Origin of the sequence: Pseudomonas sp. NPDC008258 (genome assembly GCF_042956345.1) — a bacterium.
In the GTDB taxonomy this organism is placed as follows: domain Bacteria; phylum Pseudomonadota; class Gammaproteobacteria; order Pseudomonadales; family Pseudomonadaceae; genus Aquipseudomonas.
On record NZ_JBIBGE010000008.1, the window covers coordinates 174,107 to 191,348 of the forward strand.

The 17,242-nt window shown below is 63.4% G+C and carries 20 protein-coding genes and 1 pseudogene; 7 read left to right on the forward strand and 14 right to left on the reverse strand.

What is annotated here, in order from left to right; all coding sequences use genetic code 11:
- Nucleotides 1–36 precede the first annotated feature (36 nt).
- Both ACFY9W_RS09005 and ACFY9W_RS09010 read right to left on the reverse strand, forming a co-directional pair.
- Nucleotides 37–279 carry a DUF2789 family protein gene (locus ACFY9W_RS09005; RefSeq protein WP_391128618.1) on the reverse strand — a complete coding sequence of 81 codons (243 nt, stop codon included), beginning with the start codon at nt 277–279 and terminating at the stop codon, nt 37–39.
- 61 nt (nt 280–340) lie between these two features.
- Nucleotides 341–799 (reverse strand): YbaK/EbsC family protein, encoded by a 459-nt coding sequence (locus ACFY9W_RS09010; protein ID WP_391128621.1) that lies wholly within the window; start codon nt 797–799, stop codon nt 341–343.
- Between the two features lie 98 nt (nt 800–897).
- Between ACFY9W_RS09010 and ACFY9W_RS09015 the strand changes: the two genes are divergently transcribed.
- Nucleotides 898–1,113 (forward strand): hypothetical protein, encoded by a 216-nt coding sequence (locus ACFY9W_RS09015; RefSeq protein ID WP_391128718.1) that lies wholly within the window; start codon nt 898–900, stop codon nt 1,111–1,113.
- Nucleotides 1,092–1,328, forward strand: a pseudogene (locus ACFY9W_RS09020) (SPFH domain-containing protein); the annotation flags it as partial. The gene ACFY9W_RS09015 and the pseudogene ACFY9W_RS09020, both read left to right, overlap by 22 nt.
- A 191-nt stretch (nt 1,329–1,519) precedes the next feature.
- Here ACFY9W_RS09020 and ACFY9W_RS09025 read toward each other — a convergent pair.
- From ACFY9W_RS09025 to ACFY9W_RS09035, 3 genes are all read right to left on the reverse strand, one after another.
- On the reverse strand, nt 1,520–2,152 hold the full coding sequence (locus ACFY9W_RS09025; RefSeq protein ID WP_391128624.1) for a LysE family transporter: 633 nt from the start codon (nt 2,150–2,152) through the stop codon (nt 1,520–1,522).
- Between the two features lie 187 nt (nt 2,153–2,339).
- Nucleotides 2,340–2,927 carry a mechanosensitive ion channel domain-containing protein gene (locus ACFY9W_RS09030; protein ID WP_391128627.1) on the reverse strand — a complete coding sequence of 196 codons (588 nt, stop codon included), beginning with the start codon at nt 2,925–2,927 and terminating at the stop codon, nt 2,340–2,342.
- Nucleotides 2,927–4,837, reverse strand: coding sequence for an ATP-binding cassette domain-containing protein (locus tag ACFY9W_RS09035; protein ID WP_391128630.1), 1,911 nt, complete (start codon nt 4,835–4,837; stop codon nt 2,927–2,929). The genes ACFY9W_RS09030 and ACFY9W_RS09035 overlap by 1 nt, the downstream gene beginning before the upstream one ends.
- Nucleotides 4,838–4,887: 50 nt before the next feature.
- Here ACFY9W_RS09035 and ACFY9W_RS09040 point away from each other — a divergent pair, with 50 nt between their 5' ends.
- A complete protein-coding gene (locus tag ACFY9W_RS09040; RefSeq protein ID WP_391128633.1) occupies nt 4,888–5,367 on the forward strand; it encodes a TIGR02444 family protein in 480 nt (159 codons plus the stop codon).
- Here ACFY9W_RS09040 and ACFY9W_RS09045 read toward each other — a convergent pair.
- Nucleotides 5,343–6,452, reverse strand: a complete 1,110-nt coding sequence (locus tag ACFY9W_RS09045) for an AlgP family protein (RefSeq protein ID WP_391128636.1) — start codon at nt 6,450–6,452, stop codon at nt 5,343–5,345. The two genes, ACFY9W_RS09040 and ACFY9W_RS09045, sit on opposite strands and share 25 nt — an antisense overlap.
- A 179-nt stretch (nt 6,453–6,631) precedes the next feature.
- On the opposite strand from ACFY9W_RS09045, the gene ACFY9W_RS09050 reads away from it, so the two are divergent.
- Nucleotides 6,632–7,270 carry an FKBP-type peptidyl-prolyl cis-trans isomerase gene (locus ACFY9W_RS09050; RefSeq protein WP_391128639.1) on the forward strand — a complete coding sequence of 213 codons (639 nt, stop codon included), beginning with the start codon at nt 6,632–6,634 and terminating at the stop codon, nt 7,268–7,270.
- Nucleotides 7,271–7,279: 9 nt separating this feature from the next.
- Here the strand turns inward: ACFY9W_RS09050 and rsd are convergent, their stop codons facing one another.
- The 7 genes from rsd to ACFY9W_RS09085 all read right to left on the reverse strand — a co-directional run bounded on the left by rsd (nt 7,280) and on the right by ACFY9W_RS09085 (nt 13,904).
- Nucleotides 7,280–7,750, reverse strand: a complete 471-nt coding sequence (rsd, locus tag ACFY9W_RS09055; RefSeq protein ID WP_391128642.1) for a sigma D regulator — start codon at nt 7,748–7,750, stop codon at nt 7,280–7,282.
- 231 nt (nt 7,751–7,981) lie between these two features.
- Nucleotides 7,982–8,488 carry a disulfide bond formation protein B gene (locus tag ACFY9W_RS09060; RefSeq protein ID WP_391128645.1) on the reverse strand — a complete coding sequence of 169 codons (507 nt, stop codon included), beginning with the start codon at nt 8,486–8,488 and terminating at the stop codon, nt 7,982–7,984.
- 222 nt (nt 8,489–8,710) lie between these two features.
- The gene (locus ACFY9W_RS09065; RefSeq protein ID WP_391128647.1) at nt 8,711–9,949 is read right to left on the reverse strand and encodes a heme biosynthesis HemY N-terminal domain-containing protein; all 1,239 of its coding nucleotides are present in this window, start codon (nt 9,947–9,949) and stop codon (nt 8,711–8,713) included.
- Nucleotides 9,946–11,046 (reverse strand): uroporphyrinogen-III C-methyltransferase, encoded by a 1,101-nt coding sequence (locus ACFY9W_RS09070; RefSeq protein WP_391128650.1) that lies wholly within the window; start codon nt 11,044–11,046, stop codon nt 9,946–9,948. The genes ACFY9W_RS09065 and ACFY9W_RS09070 overlap by 4 nt, the downstream gene beginning before the upstream one ends.
- Before the next feature lie 45 nt (nt 11,047–11,091).
- Complete coding sequence (locus tag ACFY9W_RS09075; protein ID WP_391128653.1) at nt 11,092–11,859, reverse strand: uroporphyrinogen-III synthase; 768 nt, start codon at nt 11,857–11,859, stop codon at nt 11,092–11,094.
- Nucleotides 11,856–12,797: a hydroxymethylbilane synthase gene (gene hemC / locus ACFY9W_RS09080; protein WP_391128656.1), complete on the reverse strand. Its 942-nt coding sequence runs from the start codon at nt 12,795–12,797 to the stop codon at nt 11,856–11,858. The genes ACFY9W_RS09075 and hemC overlap by 4 nt, the downstream gene beginning before the upstream one ends.
- Before the next feature lie 363 nt (nt 12,798–13,160).
- Nucleotides 13,161–13,904 (reverse strand): LytTR family DNA-binding domain-containing protein, encoded by a 744-nt coding sequence (locus ACFY9W_RS09085; RefSeq protein WP_015268539.1) that lies wholly within the window; start codon nt 13,902–13,904, stop codon nt 13,161–13,163.
- Between the two features lie 296 nt (nt 13,905–14,200).
- Here ACFY9W_RS09085 and argH point away from each other — a divergent pair, with 296 nt between their 5' ends.
- Nucleotides 14,201–15,595 (forward strand): argininosuccinate lyase, encoded by a 1,395-nt coding sequence (gene argH / locus ACFY9W_RS09090; RefSeq protein WP_391128660.1) that lies wholly within the window; start codon nt 14,201–14,203, stop codon nt 15,593–15,595.
- 132 nt (nt 15,596–15,727) lie between these two features.
- Here argH and ACFY9W_RS09095 read toward each other — a convergent pair whose 3' ends face one another.
- Nucleotides 15,728–16,390, reverse strand: coding sequence for a glutathione S-transferase N-terminal domain-containing protein (locus ACFY9W_RS09095; RefSeq protein WP_391128663.1), 663 nt, complete (start codon nt 16,388–16,390; stop codon nt 15,728–15,730).
- Nucleotides 16,391–16,537: 147 nt separating this feature from the next.
- Between ACFY9W_RS09095 and ACFY9W_RS09100 the strand changes: the two genes are divergently transcribed.
- Entirely contained in the window at nt 16,538–16,840 is a 303-nt protein-coding gene (locus ACFY9W_RS09100) for a hypothetical protein (RefSeq protein ID WP_391128666.1), read from the forward strand.
- A gap of 69 nt (nt 16,841–16,909) precedes the next feature.
- The gene (locus tag ACFY9W_RS09105; RefSeq protein WP_391128669.1) at nt 16,910–17,155 is read left to right on the forward strand and encodes a TIGR02647 family protein; all 246 of its coding nucleotides are present in this window, start codon (nt 16,910–16,912) and stop codon (nt 17,153–17,155) included.
- Nucleotides 17,156–17,242 lie beyond the last annotated feature (87 nt).

The window sequence follows — 17,242 nt, forward strand, 5'->3', positions numbered from 1 at the left end:
CAACGGCCACTCACTCGTCAGGTGCCGCTCGGCGCTTTATTTTCGGGGGCGGCGCAACGCTTCGTTGAGTTGGTCGAAGGGCACTGCCCAATCGGCATCTTCAATGATGCTGTCCTTGAGAAAGGCACGCTGAGACTCGGTCCAGAACGGCGCATCCACCAGTTTGATTTCATTCTTCAGTGGTGAATGGCTGGCGATGAACTGATCGATGCTCTTGGGATCGTCGGGCAATCCCAACTGTTTGAACAGCTCGGAAAACTGATGGGTCGGCGCTTCCATGGTTCCTCCTCGGGGCCAGGCAAGCCGTCCACGACGCCCGCCTGGCATTGGTGTGAAAACATCAGCACAGCTCGCGCACTTCGGCTTCAGGTACCAGCTTCATGAACTGCTCCATGCTCATGTGGATCAAGTGATCGTGGTCACCTGCCTCCAGGTAGACATCGCCTTGGCGGGTCAGGCTCGGATCGAGCAGCATTTTTATCTGGTAGGCATCGCCAAGGGCTGGTACGGCGCCGCGCTCGCAGTCATTGAACAGGCTCGGCAGACCGCTTTCACGGGTCAGTTGCCAGGCGCCGGACGTGCGCACCTTGCTCATGTCCAGGTGCCGGTTGGCCGGCAGCACGGCCATGATGTAGTTGCCATGCCGGTCATCGAGCATCACCGACTTGGCGACCCGCTCGGCGGGCACACCGGCCGTACGGGCAGACTCCAGGCTGGTGGCCGAATGTGGATGGGGGATGATGTCGTAGTCGCAGTTGGCCTTGTCCAGGCGGGCCTGCAGGGTCTTTGCCATACGCATGATGCACCTCCGGTTTCGCCCCCCAATCTTCAATTTTAGGCCTGGCAGCGGCAAGCAGGGCTAAACTTGTGCAATAGAGGCAAACGAGGTGACGACAGGTGATCGCCCGCTGCTGGCGCTGGTTGTTGCTGCTGATGCTGCTTGGCATTGCGCCCGGCGGGCAGGCTGCGACTGTTGCCGGGGGCAACGCCGTAATGGCCGCCAGCGAACAGGCCGTGTTGGTGGTTCCGGTGAGTTTCGCCGGGGCGGCCCTGATCCTGCTGGGCCTCGCCTTCATGATTGCCGAGCTGGTGATGCGCCGCCGCAGGATGTGATTACCCGGGGCAACGTCTCGGTCAAGGTCAACGCGGTGCTGTACTTTCGCGTTCTAGACCCGCAAAAGGCGATCATCCAGGTTGAAGACTTCCTCGTGGCAACCAGCCAGCTGGCCCAGACCACGCTGCGCGCAGTGCTGGGCAAGCACGAACTGGACGAACTGCTGGCAGAACGCGAGCAGCTGAACCTGGACATCCGCCAGGTGCTGGGGGCGATTGCCGGGGACAAGAGCTCGACCATAGTTTTTCCGTTACCGGTTGATCTGCTCAAGGGGTTGGTGGACAGGCAGAAATAGCGTTGGCCCATTCGCGGGCTTGCCCGCTCCCACAGGCGATGTGCCACGCCTGAGAGCGGCGCAATACCTGTGGGAGCGGGCAAGCCCGCGAATGGCCGAGATACGGTGGATCAGATGGGCGCGCGGCGCAGGGTCGCCAGGAAGGTTGCCGCACCAATGAACAACCCGGCAAAGGTCCGGTTCAGGCGTTTCTGCTGCTTGGGCGTACGCAGCAAGCGCAACACCCGCGAAGCCAGCCCGGTGTAACCCGCCATCACCAGCATGTCCACGCTGATCATGGTCACGGTAATTGCCACATACTGCGGCAACAGCGGCGCATGCGGGTTGAGGAACTGCGGCAGCACCGCCAGCATGAACACCAGTGCCTTGGGGTTGCTGACGTTGACCAGGAAACCACGGAACACCAGGCTCAGCGGTTTGCCGATCGGGCGCACGCCAGACTCATCGGCCATGTCCATCGGCAAGGCGCGCCACTGCTTGTAGGCCAGGTAGACGAGGTAGGCAACGCCGAACCATTTGATGATCTGGAACGCCGTGGCCGAGGCGGCCAGGATGGCGCCGACGCCAGCGGCGATGATGGCGATCTGCACGATCAGGCCTAGCTGCAGGCCCAGGGCATTCCAGTAACCACGCCAGAAGCCGTATTGCAGGCCACTGGACATCGAGGCGATCGCCCCGGCACCGGGTGAAAGGCTGATCACCCAACAGGCGGCAAAGAAGCCCAACCATACTTCCATCGACATCACACACCTCGCTCGAACATATGTTGCAAACCGTTAAGCTAAGGTGTTGGTGAAAAAATAACCAGTAAATTTTGAGGAATTTCACGGCCTGTACCGGCCTCTTCGCGGGCGCGCCCGCTCCCACAGCTACAGTGCCGGCTTCGGGTTCTGTGGGAGCGGGCATGCCCGCGAAGAGGCCGGCACAGGTTTAGTCGGCCTCGACAGGCGCCTCTTTGTGCAGGGCCTGCACCTCGGCCCCGCGCCAGCGCCGCACCGATTTCTGGAAGAACTGGCTATTGGGCACCTGCACCAGCGCCCCGCCCGCCTCGGGCATTTCCAGCAGGGTGGTGAACAGCAGGTTGATGGCGATCACACGGCCTTTGACGCCCGGCTTGTCGAGTGTATCGACCAGCTCGACCACATCGCCGATGCGAAACGGCCCGACCGTAAAAATCAGCACCGCGCACAGCAGGTTGGACAACACGCTCCACATGGCGAAGAACGCCACTGCCGCCACCGCGACGAAGCCTGACAATGCAGTCCACAGGACTGTCGCGGAAACACCCAGCCGCTCCAGCACAAACAGCAGCGCGCTGCCCATGATCAGCCAGCGCAAGCCACCGCGCACCGGCACCAGCAACTCCGGTGGCAGCGGGTAACGCTGACCCAGGCGGCTCAGCCCGCGAGCAATGATGCGCTGCAGGACGAAGGCCGCCACCAGGATCAACAGGATCTGCAAGCCCAGCCAGAAGGTATCCATCCATTGCCCTGGCAGCAGCGAACGCAGCTCCTCCATCAGGACAGCGCCTCGAGCTCGGCCTGCATGCTTTCGAGGGTTTCCAGCGCTTCCATCCAGGCTTCTTCCAGCTCGCCTTCGCGTTGCTTGAGCTTGGTCTGGCGCGCCAGCAGGTCACGCAGTTCGTCCTTGCGCGCGGCCTCGTAAAGGCCACCGTCACCCAGTGCGGTCTCGATCTCGGCCAGTTGCGTGTGCACCTGGTTGAGCTCGGTTTCCAGCTTGTCGGCAGCCTTCTTGTGCGGTGCCAGCTGCTGGCGCAAGGCCGCGGCAGCCTGGCGCTGGGCTTTCTTGTCGGTCTTGTCCGGGTTGACCGCAGCCGTACTGGCCGGGGCGCTGCGCTGGCGGTACTCGACCAGCCAGCGGCTGTAGTCGTCCAGGTCACCGTCGAAGGTATCAACCTTGCCGTCGGCCACCAGCAGGAAGTCGTCGGTGGTGCTCTTGAGCAGGTGACGGTCGTGGGATACCACCACCACGGCGCCGGCAAACTCCTGCAACGCCATGGTCAGCGCCAGGCGCATTTCCAGGTCGAGGTGGTTGGTCGGCTCGTCGAGCAGCAGCAGGTTCGGCCGTTCCCAGGCGATCAGCGCCAGCGCGAGGCGGGCCTTTTCACCACCGGAGAAGTTCACCACCGGCTCGTCAGTACGGTCGCCATGGAAGTCGAAACCACCCAGGAAGTCGCGCAGGGTCTGCTCGCGCTCGGCGGGGGCAATACGCTGCAGGTGCAGCAGCGGGCTGGCCTTGTCGTCCAGCGAATCCAGCTGGTGCTGGGCAAAGTAACCAACAGCCAGGTTCTCGCCACGTACCAGGCGGCCCGACAACGGTTCCAGCTCGCCCGCGAGGTTCTTGATCAGGGTGGACTTGCCCGCGCCGTTAGGCCCGAGCAAACCAATACGTGCGCCAGGGGTAAGCTGCAACTTGACCTTGTCGAGGATGGCCTTGTCGCCATACCCCAGGCGGCCTTCGGACAGGCTCAACAACGGGCTGGAGATTTTCTGCGATTCGCGGAAGACGAAGTCGAACGGTGAATCGACATGCGCCGCCGACAGCTCCTCCATGCGCTCCAGGGCCTTGATCCGGCTTTGTGCCTGGCGGGCCTTGGTGGCCTGGGCCTTGAAGCGGGCGATGTACTTTTCCATGTGCGCGCGCTGCGCCTGCTGCTTCTCGTAGGCCTGCTGCTGTTGCGCCAGGCGCTCGGCGCGGGTGCGCTCGAAGGCGGTGTAGCCGCCCTTGTAGAGGTTGAGCTTGCGTTGTTCGACGTGCAGCACATGGTCGACCACGGCGTCGAGGAAGTCACGGTCGTGGGAGATCAGCATCAGCGTGCCGGGGTAACCCTTGAGCCAGTCTTCCAGCCACAGGATGGCATCCAGGTCCAGGTGGTTGGTGGGCTCGTCGAGCAACAACAGGTCGGACGGACACATCAGTGCCTGGGCCAGGTTAAGGCGCATCCGCCAGCCACCGGAGAAGTCGCCGACGCGGCGGTCCATCTGTTCGTTGGTGAAGCCCAGGCCCGCCAGCAATTTGCGGGCGCGAGCGTCGGCAGTGTAGCCGTCGGCGCTTTCCAGCTCACTGTGCAGGCGCGCCAGGGCGGTGCCGTCGTGGGCCTGCTCGGCCGCGGCCAGGTCAGCCTGGACCTTGCGCAGGCGCACGTCGCCATCAAGCACATAGTCCACGGCCACGCGGTCGAGGGTATCGACTTCCTGGCGCATGTGGGCGATGCGCCAGTCGCCGGGCAGCTGGCAATCGCCGCCGTCAGGCGTCAGCTCCCCGCGCAGCAAGGCGAACAGGCTGGATTTACCGGCGCCATTGGCGCCGATCAGGCCGGCCTTGTGACCGGGGTGCAGGGTCATGTCGGCGCCGTCTAGCAAGCGCTGCGGACCACGCTGTAAAGTGAGGTTGGATAGTCTGATCATGATGGTCGCGGAGTCTATCAGCTTCCTCGGCCCATAGCGCGAGTAGAACCATGTACACCGACCTGTGGAATCACGCCCTGGCCCTGTATGCCAGGCCCGGCGTGGAAACGGCTTGCCTGGAGCTTCAGGCGCAGGGTGGCGATGTCTGCCTGCTGTTGTGCGCAACCTGGCTGCAGACGCGTGGCGTGGCTGTGCTGGATGAGCGCGCCCAGGCGTTGAGCGAAATTGCCGGGCCTTGGCAGCGTGAAGTGGTCCTCCCGTTACGTAGCCTGCGCCAGCAATGGCGAGCAGCAGCGCAGAATGATGTGCAGCTGGGAGCGATACGTGAACAGGTGAAGGGGCTGGAGTTGCAGGCCGAAAAGACCTTGCTGGAGCGTTTGCACGAGCGGTCGCGACAGTGGCCCGCAGACTCGGGGGGCACTGACGACTGGCTGGCCCGGCTGGCGCCGGAGCCTGCCCGCCACCACGACGCGCTGACTCAGCTGCGCGTCGCGGCGGCTACGCTTCAGGACGCCGAAGACGGCGACTGAGCCGGGGTGCTGGCGGGTGCCGAGGGCGCTACCGAAGCAGCCGGGGTGGCCGAGTTGGTTGCGGCAGCCGGGGTGCTGGCGGCAGGCGTAGCGGGTTTGGTTTCCGCTGGCTTGCTGGCAACAGGTTTGGCGGCAGCTGGCTTGGCGGCAGCGCGTGCCGGGGCTTTGGCGGCAGCGGGTTTCGCGGCTGGTTTGGCTGCAGGTTTGGCTGCAGCAGTCGCTTTGGCAGCTGGCTTAGCGGCAGGCTTGGCAGCAGCGGTCGCTTTGGCAGCTGGCTTAGCGGCAGGCTTGGCAGCAGCGGTCGCTTTGGCCGCTGGCTTAGCGGCAGGCTTGGCAGCAGCGGTCGCTTTGGCAGCTGGCTTGGCGGCTGGCTTGGCAGCAGCGGTCGCTTTGGCGGCAGGCTTGGCAGCAGCGGTCGCTTTGGCGGCTGGCTTGGCGGCAGGCTTGGCAGCAGCGGTCGCCTTGGCGGCTGGCTTAGCGGCAGGCTTGGCAGTAGCGGTCGCTTTGGCAGCTGGTTTCGCGGCAGGCTTGGCAGCAGCGGTCGCTCTGGCGGCTGGCTTGGCGGCTGGCTTGGCAGCAGCGGTCGCCTTGGCAGCTGGCTTCGCCGCAGGTTTGGCTGCAGCAGCGGTTCTGGCAGCTGGCTTGGTTGCAGGTTTGGCAGCCGCTGGTTTGGTGGTTTTGGCAGCACGCGAATCCAGCGCTTTGGCTGCTGCTTCACGAACCTTGCCTACACCCTGGGCCAGCTTGAGGCTGTCCTGAGCATCTCGTTTGAGTTGCTGGATGTAAGAGCGGGTCTGGGTTTGACGTTCTTTGAGGGAATCGAGCAGCCCTTCAAGTTCGCCAATGGCTTTTTGCGCTTTGGTCTGTGCCTTGGCTTTACCTGCCTTGGCAGCATCCTGCAATTTCAGGCGACCGGTGTGCAGTTTTTCCTGGGCTTTGCCACGCTGCTTTTCCAACTTGGCCAGCAGTTTTTCCGCATCAGCCAGCGCTTGCGAGCAGGCATCTTCCAAGTGTTCGAGCAGGCTGCCCGAAAGTTGCTGGAGCAGGTGTAACGGCGTACTTACTGGCTTCTTTTTGGCCGACATGGTTTACCTCCTGGCTGACGAGATTGCGGCTCATACTATGCTTCTGCTGCTACCGCCGCTAGGGCATGTTGACCGTAATATTTACGCCGCGTTGCATGCCTGGGCAAAGTTGTTATCTTGCAGCTGCGTGAAAGTGTAGTTGCTGAATTAATCACTGCTGATATTTGGGAGTCCGGGCATTGCCTCGATATCTTTTTTTAGGTTTATGCCTGCTGGCCCCCATCGCCTTGGCCGACAGCGACGAGCACGACCTGGCCTACAGCCTGGGCGCCAGCCTGGGTGAGCGCCTGCGCCATGAAATGCCGGGCTTGCAACTGGACGCACTGGTCGAAGGCCTCAAGCAGTCCTATCAGGGGCAACCGCTAAAGCTTGACAAGGCACGCATGCAGGCAGTGCTTCAGCAGCATGAAACACAGGAAAGTGATGCCACCACGCAAAAATTGCAGGCAGCCGAAACACGCTTCATGGCCAATGAGCGTGGGCGTTATGGGGTACACGAACTGCCGGAAGGCGTGCTCTACAGCGAACTGCAGCCAGGCACGGGCGCGCAACCCAAGGCAGGTGGCAAAGTACAAGTGCGCTATGTGGGCAAGTTGCCGGATGGCTCGGTGTTCGACCAGAACCAGACGCCCCAGTGGTTCAACCTGGATTCTGTAATCGAGGGCTGGCAGGTGGCCCTGCCGCGGATGCACGCGGGCGCCAAATGGCGCCTGGTGATTCCTTCAGCGCAAGCCTATGGCGCCGAAGGAGCGGGTGACCTGATCGCACCCTATACACCCTTGGTATTCGAGATCGAGCTGCTGGCGGTTGGCGACTGACGCCAACCTTCAGGCCTCGACTGCGCCCTCTTCCTTGTGCGCGGTGTGCAGCACTTCGATCAGGCAGTCTTCGAGCTCGAAGCGCTCGTGCAGCAGGGCGCCCAGCTTGGCCAGCTTCTCGGCGAAACGCTCGGTGTCCTTGCACTCGCCCTTGCTGCAATGATCATTGAAGGCCAGTGCAATCTGGGTGATGTCATTGATCCGCGGGTTGATCTCTTCAGCCAGCTTCAGCGCTTTCTCGTCATCGAATGCCTTGGCCTCACTGACCAGTTGCTCGCAGACTTCGAAATGCCACGCCGACACGTAGTCCACCAGCAGTGCGCAGAAGTCACTGTGCGTGTCCTTGTCAGCAAAGGCAGGCTTGGCATCGCGCAGGTCGCGGAAGGCCTGCACCAGTTGCTGGCGCTCCTCCAGCCAACGGTCGATCAGCTTGTGAACCCCACCCCAGCGTTCCTGGGCATTCTGACAACTATCGAGCATGGCGATCTCTTCCCTTCTGGGTAGATGCCGCTGCACCTCGCACCACGACCGCGCAGCACAAAGGTGACATCAGCAGGACGGCATCGAGCAGTTGTATTTTCGGTATTCGTGCTGGGAGATTATTCCCGTGCGTGCTGCCCATCAAGGTACGCAGCAGACAAAGTTCATACAAGTGTTTAATACCCTTATACAGCGCCATTGGTCGCGCTATCGGCCCAGCCTTGCGCCAGGTCAACTTCTTGCCAGGCTGCGGAAACGATACGCCAGCAGGCAACTCAAGGGCAGCGCCGCCAACAGCAGGAAGGCCAGCAGGCTCCACTCGGGCAGCGTCAGGTCGAGAAAGCTCCAGGTCAGCGAGTTGCAATCCGGGCCACCCAGCAACAGTTGCCGTACCGCCTCGCCCCAGGACTGCTCGAACACTCGCCCGATCGGCACCGGGCACACATGTGCTGCCCCGGCAGCGCCCTGCAGCCAGACGTGCCGCGCCGCCAGCAGCGCCCCGGCCAGCGAGCAGCCCAGTGTTGCCTGCGCGTAACGGCGGATGCCCTGCGTGCCCGGCGCCTGCAGCACTGCCCCCAGGCACAGCAGCGCATACACGGCAAGCAGCAGCCGCTGGCTGAAGCACAGGGGGCACGGCACAAGCCCGGGCATGTTTTCCAGTTGGAAAGACGCAGCCAGTACCGCCAGTGCGGCCAGGCAGGCAGGAACGAAAAATGTGCGTAAGCGGGCCGGCAGCATGGGCAGGGAAGGTCCCGGGGAAATGGTGGTGGCTTGAAACGGTAGAGGAAAGACGCACTTTGTTTCAAGGCGCGACAGTAACGACAAGTCGCTGAATCGTGTAGGAAATTTCCAGCAAAGCGGCAGGAGGTGCCTGAAGAAATGGCTTGCAGAGGTAACGTACAGGCGTAGATCAGTTACCAACCCCCAAAGCCCGCACCTTGGCGCGGGCTCTGGGGTAGGTCAGGCGCGCACGCCTTCTGGCAGCGGCAGGGCCAGCAGGCGTTCGTCCAGCAGGCCAAGGCCCTCCTGGAACAGCTGGTTGCTGCGCTCGGTTTCGCCCAGGCCAGCGAGCAGGCGGGCCAGTTCGGCACAGGCCTCAGGGTTACGTTCCATGCGCAGGCTGCTTTCCAGATAGTCACGCGCCTTGCCCCAAAGGCGGTTCTGCAGGCTGAGCCGGCCCAAGGTCAACAGCAGGCTGGCATCTTGCGGGTGAGCCTTGAGCCAGCCTTCGGCGGTTTGCAACTGGCGCGCCGGATCATCACCACGCACCAGGCCGTACAAGCGGGCCAGGTGGCTTTCGTAGTCGCGCTTGAGGGCAGTGCGCAGTACTTGCTCGGCCTCGCTCTGTGCACCCACCTGGCGCAATTGCTCGGCGTAGGCCAATACCAGCTGTGGTTCCTGGCGCTGCGCCGCGGTCAGTTGCTGCCAGGCGCGCTCCAAGGCTTGACGTGCACTTTGCGTGTCTTCGCCACGGGTGGTGGCCAGGCTCAGGTTCTGGCCCCAGGCACGCTGCTCCAGGGCAGCCAGCTCGGCGGGCGGCAGCACTTTGCCCTTGCGCAGGTCTGGAAGCAGGCGGATCAACGCCGACCAGTCGCCCCGCTCCAGGTGCAGGCGCTGCAGCAGGCGCAATACCTGGCCGTTGTGCGGGTGACGCTCCTGCATGGCCAGCAGGGTTTCCAAAGCACCTTCACTTTCACCACGGTCCATCTGCAACTGGGCATGGGTCAGGGCAATGGCAAGTTCCGCTTGCGGTTGCCGCTCCAGCGCACGCTCCAACAGGTTGTCGCTGTCTTCGGTGCGGCCTTGCTCGTTTGCTGCACGCGCAGCACCGAGGTAGTAAAGCAGCGGCTGGCGCTCGGCCTCGGCGGCACGGTGCAAGTGGCGTTGGGCACTGGCCCAGCGGCCTTCGGCGAGGTCCAGCTGGCCCTGCTCGATGGCGACCCGGATACGCCGGCTGCGGTTACGCCGCGACCACGGGTTGACCACGCCGCTGGAGGTCAGCACCAGACCGACCAGGTAACGCAACAACCACACCAGTGCGACCACGGCCAGCAGGCCGGCCAGGGCCGCCCACAGCCCCGACTGATAGCGGAAGCTTCCGTAGGAAACCAGCACATAGCCGCTGTGTTTGGCGACCGCAATACCCAGCGCCGCGGCAACTACAATCGCCAGCACGGCCAGCAGGTAGACACGCTTCATGGCTTGCCCCCTTCAGCCTCGGCCGGCAGGTGACGGCGCTGGATGTAGGCCTGCACGGCCGCCAGGCTTTCGCTGAGGTCGGGGGTAACCACCGACACGGGTTGATCGGCCAAGGCATTTAGGCTGTCGAGCATGGCCTTGCTTTGCGGGTTGTCGGCATTGAAGTTGGCCAGCAGCACGCTGCGGGCGTCGTCCAGCGCCTGGGTATAAACCTTGGCGTCACCATTGAGTGCGGCCCATTGAGCCTGCTCGATGGTCAGGCTCAGGGCCAGCCGCAGCTGGTTGAGTTGCTGCCCGGCCAGCAGCGGCCGCACGTTGTCATCGGCATTGAAGTCGATCTGGAAGTACTTGGAGATTTCTGCCCACCACTGCGACAGGCGGCTGGCACCATCACCGTCAGAGGTCAGGGCGCCAAGCGCATCGGCGTTGCTGGCGAACTCGGGCGACTGGGCACTGAGCTGCTGCACCAGCTCGCGCTGTGCAGCCAGTTTCAGGAACAGGCCGGTACGGTCCGGTTGCTGGGTGCTGTTGAGCGTGGCCAGGCTGCGCGCCAATTGTTCGCGGGCGGCAAAGGCACCTGGGTCGCTCTGCTCGCGCAGGATTTCGTCGGCACCCTCGACCAGGGCCCTGGCACTGGTGATGTCCTGCAGCGCCGACAGGCGCAGTGTGGCCAGGCGCAGCAGGTGCTCGGCCTCGGCCAGGCGCCATTCCTTGCGGCTCTCGCCCAGTACGGTTTCCAACCGCTGGCTAAGGCGCTGCTGGTCGCCTTGCAACTGCGCTACCAGGCGGCGGCGATCTTCCAGTTCGCTGGCAGCCGGCAGGCTGGCCAGTTGCGCACTGATCTGCTGTTCGCGCTGCTGCAGGGCCTCGGCGCGCTGGTTCAGCGCCTCGATGTGCTGGCCCTGGTTGAACTCACTGCCTTGCAGTTGACGCACCTGCCAGACACCCCAGCCACCTACCGCCACCCCGGCAGCGCCCAGCAGCAAGGCCAGTGCTGCCAGGCCAGTGCCGGAGCGCTTGGCAGGTGGGGTGGTGACGGGTTCTGCCGGCGCCTGTGCCGACGGCTGATCGTTATTGGACAAGACAGTCTCGCTCACGTATCCATCCTTTGCATGGGGGCGCATCGCGTTCAGCTTAGCGCCTTAAGAGGCAGGTGCAGCGCTGCGCTGCACGGCTGCCAGCAAGGCCGTGGCACTGGCGCCACGGCAATCCACAACCTGTTGGGCTCCGGCGGCCCTGGCCTGTTCGGCGACCCGGGGGCTGGGCACGAACAGCGGCAGCTGTGCCAGCTGCAGCCAATCGGCGCCGGCCAGCTGCTGCAGATGTTCAAAACCCTGCCCACTGCTGACCACCAGGCCATTGAGGCGTTCCGCTTCGATGCGGCGCATCAGGGTGCCAGCCGGGTAAGCCGGCTGGCAGCGACGATACAGTTCCAGATATTCGACACTAGCACCTTGCTCTGCAAGACGCTCTGCCAGCAGTTCGCGACCTCCGACCCCGCGCACGATCAATACACGCGCCGCAGGCACGGCAACTGCCTGGCGCAGGGCCGGCAGCGCCAGCAAGGCTTCGCTGTCATCACCACGCTCGGGAACGCTTACGCCCAACCCGGCACCCTGCAACACCGCTGCAGTCGCCTCGCCCACGGTGAACCAGCCTTGCAGTGGCGGTTGCAGGCCGGCATCGGCCAGTTGCTCAAGCAACAGCCGAGCAGCCGGCTTGCTGACGACGATGATCGCCTGAAAGCCTTGCAAGCCTTCGAGCAGCAGGCGTTGCCGCGCCTCCAAGGCCACGGGTTCTATCGCCAGCAGCGGCATGCAGCAACTGCCTACCCCCGCTGCCGCCAGGCTTTGTGCCAGCGCCGCGCAGTCCTCGGCAGGCCGGGTCAGCAACAGGCGCCATTGGCTCACGGCTGACCGGCCTCGCCGTAGACTTCCTTGAGGATGGCCTCGGCGCCCTGGCCCAGCAGGTCTTCGGCCACCTGTACGCCCAAGGCCTCGGCAGCCGCGCGAGGGGCACGGGCATCGGCCACCAACAGGGTGCCGCCGCTAGGCTGGCCGACCAGGCCACGCAGCCACAGTTGGTCACCTTCGAGTACCGCGTAACAGGCGATCGGTACCTGGCAGCCGCCATTCAGGCGTTTGTTAAGGGCACGTTCGGCCACCACCCGGTCGGCAGTATCGGCATGATGCAGCGGCGCCAGCAGTGCATGGATCTGGATGTCGGCGCTGCGGCATTCGATGCCCACCGCACCCTGGCCGCCAGCGGGCAGGCTATCGTCGACGCTGATGGTGGAAGTGATGCGGTCTTCGAAGCCCAGGCGGATCAGGCCAGCCGCAGCGAGGATGATGGCGTCGTACTCACCGGCATCCAGCTTGGCCAGGCGGGTATTGACGTTGCCCCGCAGGAAGCGGATTTGCAGGTCTGGGCGGCGTGCCAGCAACTGGGCCTGGCGGCGCAGGCTGGAGGTGCCGACGATGCTGCCGGCAGGCAGCGCTTCCAGGCTGGCAAAGGTGTTGGACACGAAGGCATCGCGCGGGTCTTCGCGCTCGCAGATGCAGTACAGCCCCAGGCCTTCGGGGAAGTCCATGGGCACGTCCTTCATCGAATGCACGGCGATGTCGGCTTCGTTGTCCAGCAGGGCGGTTTCCAGCTCCTTGACGAACAGGCCCTTGCCGCCGATTTTCGCCAGCGGTGCGTCGAGCAGTTTGTCGCCACGGCTGACCATGGGCACCAGGGTCACCAGCAGACCGGGGTGTGCCTGCTCGAGGCGGGCTTTGACGTATTCGGCCTGCCACAGGGCCAAGGCACTTTTACGGGTGGCAATGCGGATTTCGCGAGTGGACATGGAACGCCCCGATCCAGAGAAATGCCGCCGATGATAACAGCATCGCCGGTATCGCTAGCAGATGTGGATCAGCTGAGGGCCCCTTCGCGGCTAAAGCCGCTCCCATAGGTACGGTGTTAACTCAAAGCTTGCACAATCCCTGTGGGAGCGGGCATGCCCGCGAAACAGGCGACGCAGGGGATGGCACCGGCTTCGCCGGTGTTCGCGGGCACGCCCGCTCCCACAGGGATTGCGCAAGCTTTCAGATCTTGAACCAGACAGTTGCGCCCATAGGTACGGTGCCGCTCTGAGGGGCAATGATGACCCTGTGGGAGCGGCTTTAGCCGCGAACAAGGGCGCAGCCCTTGCGATGCGGGCACCGTATCAGAGGGTTTGCATCATCTTGCGCACACCGGCCACATGCCGCCGGCTGACAGTAAGGGCGTCGCCATCCAGGCCCTTCAGGTACAACTGAAAATGCCCCAGCGGGGTGCGCTGCAGGCGTTCGATGCGTTCGCGCGCCACCAGCGCATTGCGGTGGATACGCACGAAGCGTTCGCCAAACTCGTCTTCCAGGGCCTTGAGCGGCTCGTCGAGCAGCACTTCCCCAGCCTCGTGGCGCAAAGTCACGTACTTGTGGTCGGCAATGAAATAGATCACCTGGGGCAAAGGGATCAACTCGATGCCTTTGCGCGTACGGGCACTGATGTGGCTACGTGGGCCGCCACCTTCATTGGCTGGCCGGGTGAGCGCCGCCAACTGGGCGCGGTTGGGTTTTTCGGCCTTGCGCAAGGCATCGCGCAGCGCCTGGGCCTGGAAAGGCTTGGTCACATGGCTGAGGGTGCTGTCCTTGAATGCCTCGGCACCGTATTCATCATCCCCGGTGCAAAACACCACCGCCGGCGGCGCCTCGCGTTCGCACAAACGTGCGGCAACCTGCAGGCCATCCAGGCCTGGCATGCCGATGTCCAGCAGGACCACATCGGGCTTGAGGCTTTCGATCAGCGCCAGGGCCTCCTCGCCGTTGGTGGCGCTAGGCTCCAGCACGGTGTAACCCTCCAGTTCGCCGAGCAGCCGGCTGAGGCGTTCACGGCCTTGGGGTTCGTCATCAACGATCAGGACATTCATAATTGCGCTGGATTCCTGAATGAGTCTCGCACAGGTATAGCGTAGACAGGTGTGGTTCGAGCGACACTGCGGTCACGCTCTAGACCGGTGCGATGGCCAAAGATTCACTCGGCCGGCAGATTCACTGCCAGTCCTCTGTCCAACTGTAGACGGTCCGTGGAACACTGCCGTTCATTCCTTAAAATCCTTCTCTGCCGTTTTCCGGGCATTTCTCTCGACCGGTGCCCTGCGGCAGCCAGCCCAACCCTGCTATCATCGGCGCCACTTTTTCGTTCACGCCTGCAATGAGTGAATCCATGAGCACCGACAAGACCAATCAGTCCTGGGGCGGCCGCTTCAGTGAGCCCGTCGACGCATTCGTCGCCCGTTTCACCGCCTCGGTCGATTTCGACAAGCGCCTGTACCGCCACGACATCATGGGTTCGATCGCCCATGCCACCATGCTGGCGCAGGTCGGCGTGCTCAGCGACGCTGAGCGCGACACTATCATCGATGGCCTGAAAATCATTCAGGGTGAAATCGAAGCCGGCAACTTCGACTGGCGCGTCGACCTCGAAGACGTGCACATGAACATCGAAGCACGCCTGACCGACCGTATCGGCATCACCGGCAAGAAGCTGCACACCGGCCGTAGCCGCAATGACCAGGTGGCCACCGACATCCGCCTGTGGCTGCGCGACGAGATCGACCTGATCCTGGCCGAAATCACCCGCCTGCAGCAGGGCCTGCTGGAACAGGCCGAGCGTGAAGCCGAAACCATCATGCCTGGTTTCACCCACCTGCAGACTGCCCAGCCGGTCACGTTCGGCCACCACCTGCTGGCCTGGTTCGAAATGCTCAGCCGCGACTACGAGCGCCTGGTCGACTGCCGCAAGCGCACCAACCGCATGCCGCTGGGCAGCGCCGCGCTGGCCGGTACCACCTACCCGATCGACCGCGAACTCACCTGCAAGCTGCTGGGCTTCGAGGCCGTGGGCGGCAACTCGCTGGACGGCGTGTCGGACCGCGACTTCGCCATCGAATTCTGCGCCGCAGCCAGCGTGGCGATGATGCACCTGTCGCGCTTCTCCGAAGAGCTGGTGCTGTGGACCAGCGCGCAGTTCCAGTTCATCGACCTGCCTGATCGCTTCTGCACCGGCAGCTCGATCATGCCGCAGAAAAAGAACCCGGACGTGCCAGAGCTGGTACGTGGCAAGACCGGCCGTGTGTTCGGCGCCCTGACCGGCCTGCTGACCCTGATGAAAGGCCAGCCGCTGGCCTACAACAAGGACAACCAGGAAGACAAGGAGCCGCTGTTCGACGCCGCCGACACCCTGCGCGATTCGCTGCGTGCCTTTGCCGACATGATCCCGGCGATCAAGCCCAAGCACGCCATCATGCGTGAAGCGGCCCTGCGCGGTTTCTCCACCGCTACCGACCTTGCCGACTACCTGGTACGCCGTGGCCTGCCGTTCCGTGACTGCCACGAAATCGTTGGCCACGCGGTGAAGTATGGCGTGGATACCGGCAAGGACCTGGCCGAGATGAGCCTGGACGAACTGCGCCAATTCAGCGACCAGATCGAGCAGGATGTGTTTGCCGTGCTGACGCTGGAAGGCTCGGTGAATGCCCGTGACCACATTGGTGGTACGGCACCGGCGCAGGTGCGTGCTGCGGTTGTTCGTGGGAAGGAACTGCTGGCTTCGCGTTAAGGCCCATTGCGAGGGCTTCGCCCTCGTTCGCGGGCACGCCCGCTCCCACAGGGACGGCGCTTTCCTTGAAAGTTGCACTTTACCTGTGGGAGCTGGCTTGCCGGCGATGGGCTGCAAAGCAGCCCCGGCCTTTTAGCGCTTGCCGCTGCGAATCATCTCCATGAAGGCCGGCATCGACGCCTCCTTGTCTGCCACGATCCGCGCCATGTGCGGGTTATCGCCCATCAGCTGCAGCAACGCCTTGGCCTGCGGGAAGTCCGCCAGGAAGTCGATGTTGAGCACCTTCTTGCCCACCGCGTAGGCCAGATCGACCGAGAAGCAGAACATCAGGTCTGCCAGCGTCAGCTGCTCCCCCGCTACAAACGGCGCAAAACGCCCGTTGCGCTTGAGGGTGGCAAAACCGGCCAGCAAATCGGCCCGGGCCTTCTCCTTGACCAGCGGCTCAACCGACATGCCGAAGAACGACTCGGCATAGCAGGTACGCGCCGGCAGCTCGATGTACAGCTCGATTTCCTTGAGCAGCTCACGCACCTTGGCCTGGCCGAACGGATCGGCCGGTAGCAGTGCCTTGCCGCCCTGGGTCTGCTCGATATAGTCGAGGATCACACTGGTTTCGCTGAGGAAACCGTGTTCGGTTTCAAGCACTGGCACCTTGCCGCGTGGGCTCACTGCCAGCGCCTGTGGCGCCTGGCCGCCATAGAATGCGACTTCCTCGAAGGGCAGGCCTTTTTCCAACAAGGCCAGCTTGACCATGTTGTAGTAGTTGCTGACCGAGAATCCGTAAAGCTTGAGCATGAGGTAACAGCCTCCAGGCCGTAAGGGGTTGGCTCGGCTTTTATAGACCCATCGCCCGCCCCTGACCAGCGTCATGCACCCCGTCAATGCCCGGGCATTGCCGCCACGGGCATGGCACACTGTGTGTCCCACAACAGGAGTACCGCCATGAGCGAGCCCACCGACATCGACAATGACGACGACGAAGCCTTCGCCGAGGCGACGCTGACCCAGGCTATCGAGAACCAGATTGAGAGCGGCGATCCGGCCGCGGCCAAGGCCACTTTCAACAAGCTGACGTTGGTCGGCTACGAGCGTGAAGACATTCTCAACCTGATGGCCCATGTGCTGGCCTTCGAGGTTGACAACATGCTGAAGGAAGACCGCGAGTTCGACCGTGAGTGGTACGAGAACGCCCTGAGAGCGCTGCCGGAGCTGCCGCCTGAGATGGATCAAGGCGAGGACGAATAACCCGACTACACTCGAAGGTCAGGCACCGTTGACGGTGCCGCCATCCTTGTCTGGAAGTCAGGAGCTGCCATGCCTTTTACCCCCGATCTGATCGACGAACTGGAAGTACTCGCGCTGTTCAAACACGACAGCAGCCAGGAAGGCATCAAGATAACCAGCACCGCCGCCCCGGCCCTGGTCGCGGCTGCGCAACGCCTGCATGAAAAAGGGCTGACCGATCAACCTGATGGCGGCTATCTGACCAGCCTGGGTCATGACGCCGTAGAAAGTGTCCAGCTGCTGCAGAACATTCTCAAGGCGCCACAACCGGCCTGATCCGAGATTGCATGGGGCTGCCTTGCAGCCCATCGCCGGCAAGCCAGCTCCCACAGTTACTGCACATGGTTTGAAATCGATGCGGTC

Coding starts and splice junctions, on each gene's coding strand:
- ACFY9W_RS09005 (WP_391128618.1), bottom strand. CDS start 279: ATGGAAGCGCCGACCCATCAGTTTTCCGAGCTGTTCAAACAGTTGGGA.
- ACFY9W_RS09010 (WP_391128621.1), bottom strand. CDS start 799: ATGCGTATGGCAAAGACCCTGCAGGCCCGCCTGGACAAGGCCAACTGC.
- ACFY9W_RS09025 (WP_391128624.1), bottom strand. CDS start 2,152: ATGTCGATGGAAGTATGGTTGGGCTTCTTTGCCGCCTGTTGGGTGATC.
- ACFY9W_RS09030 (WP_391128627.1), bottom strand. CDS start 2,927: ATGGAGGAGCTGCGTTCGCTGCTGCCAGGGCAATGGATGGATACCTTC.
- ACFY9W_RS09035 (WP_391128630.1), bottom strand. CDS start 4,837: ATGATCAGACTATCCAACCTCACTTTACAGCGTGGTCCGCAGCGCTTG.
- ACFY9W_RS09040 (WP_391128633.1), top strand. CDS start 4,888: ATGTACACCGACCTGTGGAATCACGCCCTGGCCCTGTATGCCAGGCCC.
- ACFY9W_RS09045 (WP_391128636.1), bottom strand. CDS start 6,452: ATGTCGGCCAAAAAGAAGCCAGTAAGTACGCCGTTACACCTGCTCCAG.
- rsd (WP_391128642.1), bottom strand. CDS start 7,750: ATGCTCGATAGTTGTCAGAATGCCCAGGAACGCTGGGGTGGGGTTCAC.
- ACFY9W_RS09060 (WP_391128645.1), bottom strand. CDS start 8,488: ATGCTGCCGGCCCGCTTACGCACATTTTTCGTTCCTGCCTGCCTGGCC.
- ACFY9W_RS09065 (WP_391128647.1), bottom strand. CDS start 9,949: ATGAAGCGTGTCTACCTGCTGGCCGTGCTGGCGATTGTAGTTGCCGCG.
- hemC (WP_391128656.1), bottom strand. CDS start 12,797: ATGTCCACTCGCGAAATCCGCATTGCCACCCGTAAAAGTGCCTTGGCC.
- ACFY9W_RS09085 (WP_015268539.1), bottom strand. CDS start 13,904: ATGAATGTCCTGATCGTTGATGACGAACCCCAAGGCCGTGAACGCCTC.
- argH (WP_391128660.1), top strand. CDS start 14,201: ATGAGCACCGACAAGACCAATCAGTCCTGGGGCGGCCGCTTCAGTGAG.
- ACFY9W_RS09095 (WP_391128663.1), bottom strand. CDS start 16,390: ATGCTCAAGCTTTACGGATTCTCGGTCAGCAACTACTACAACATGGTC.
- ACFY9W_RS09100 (WP_391128666.1), top strand. CDS start 16,538: ATGAGCGAGCCCACCGACATCGACAATGACGACGACGAAGCCTTCGCC.
- ACFY9W_RS09105 (WP_391128669.1), top strand. CDS start 16,910: ATGCCTTTTACCCCCGATCTGATCGACGAACTGGAAGTACTCGCGCTG.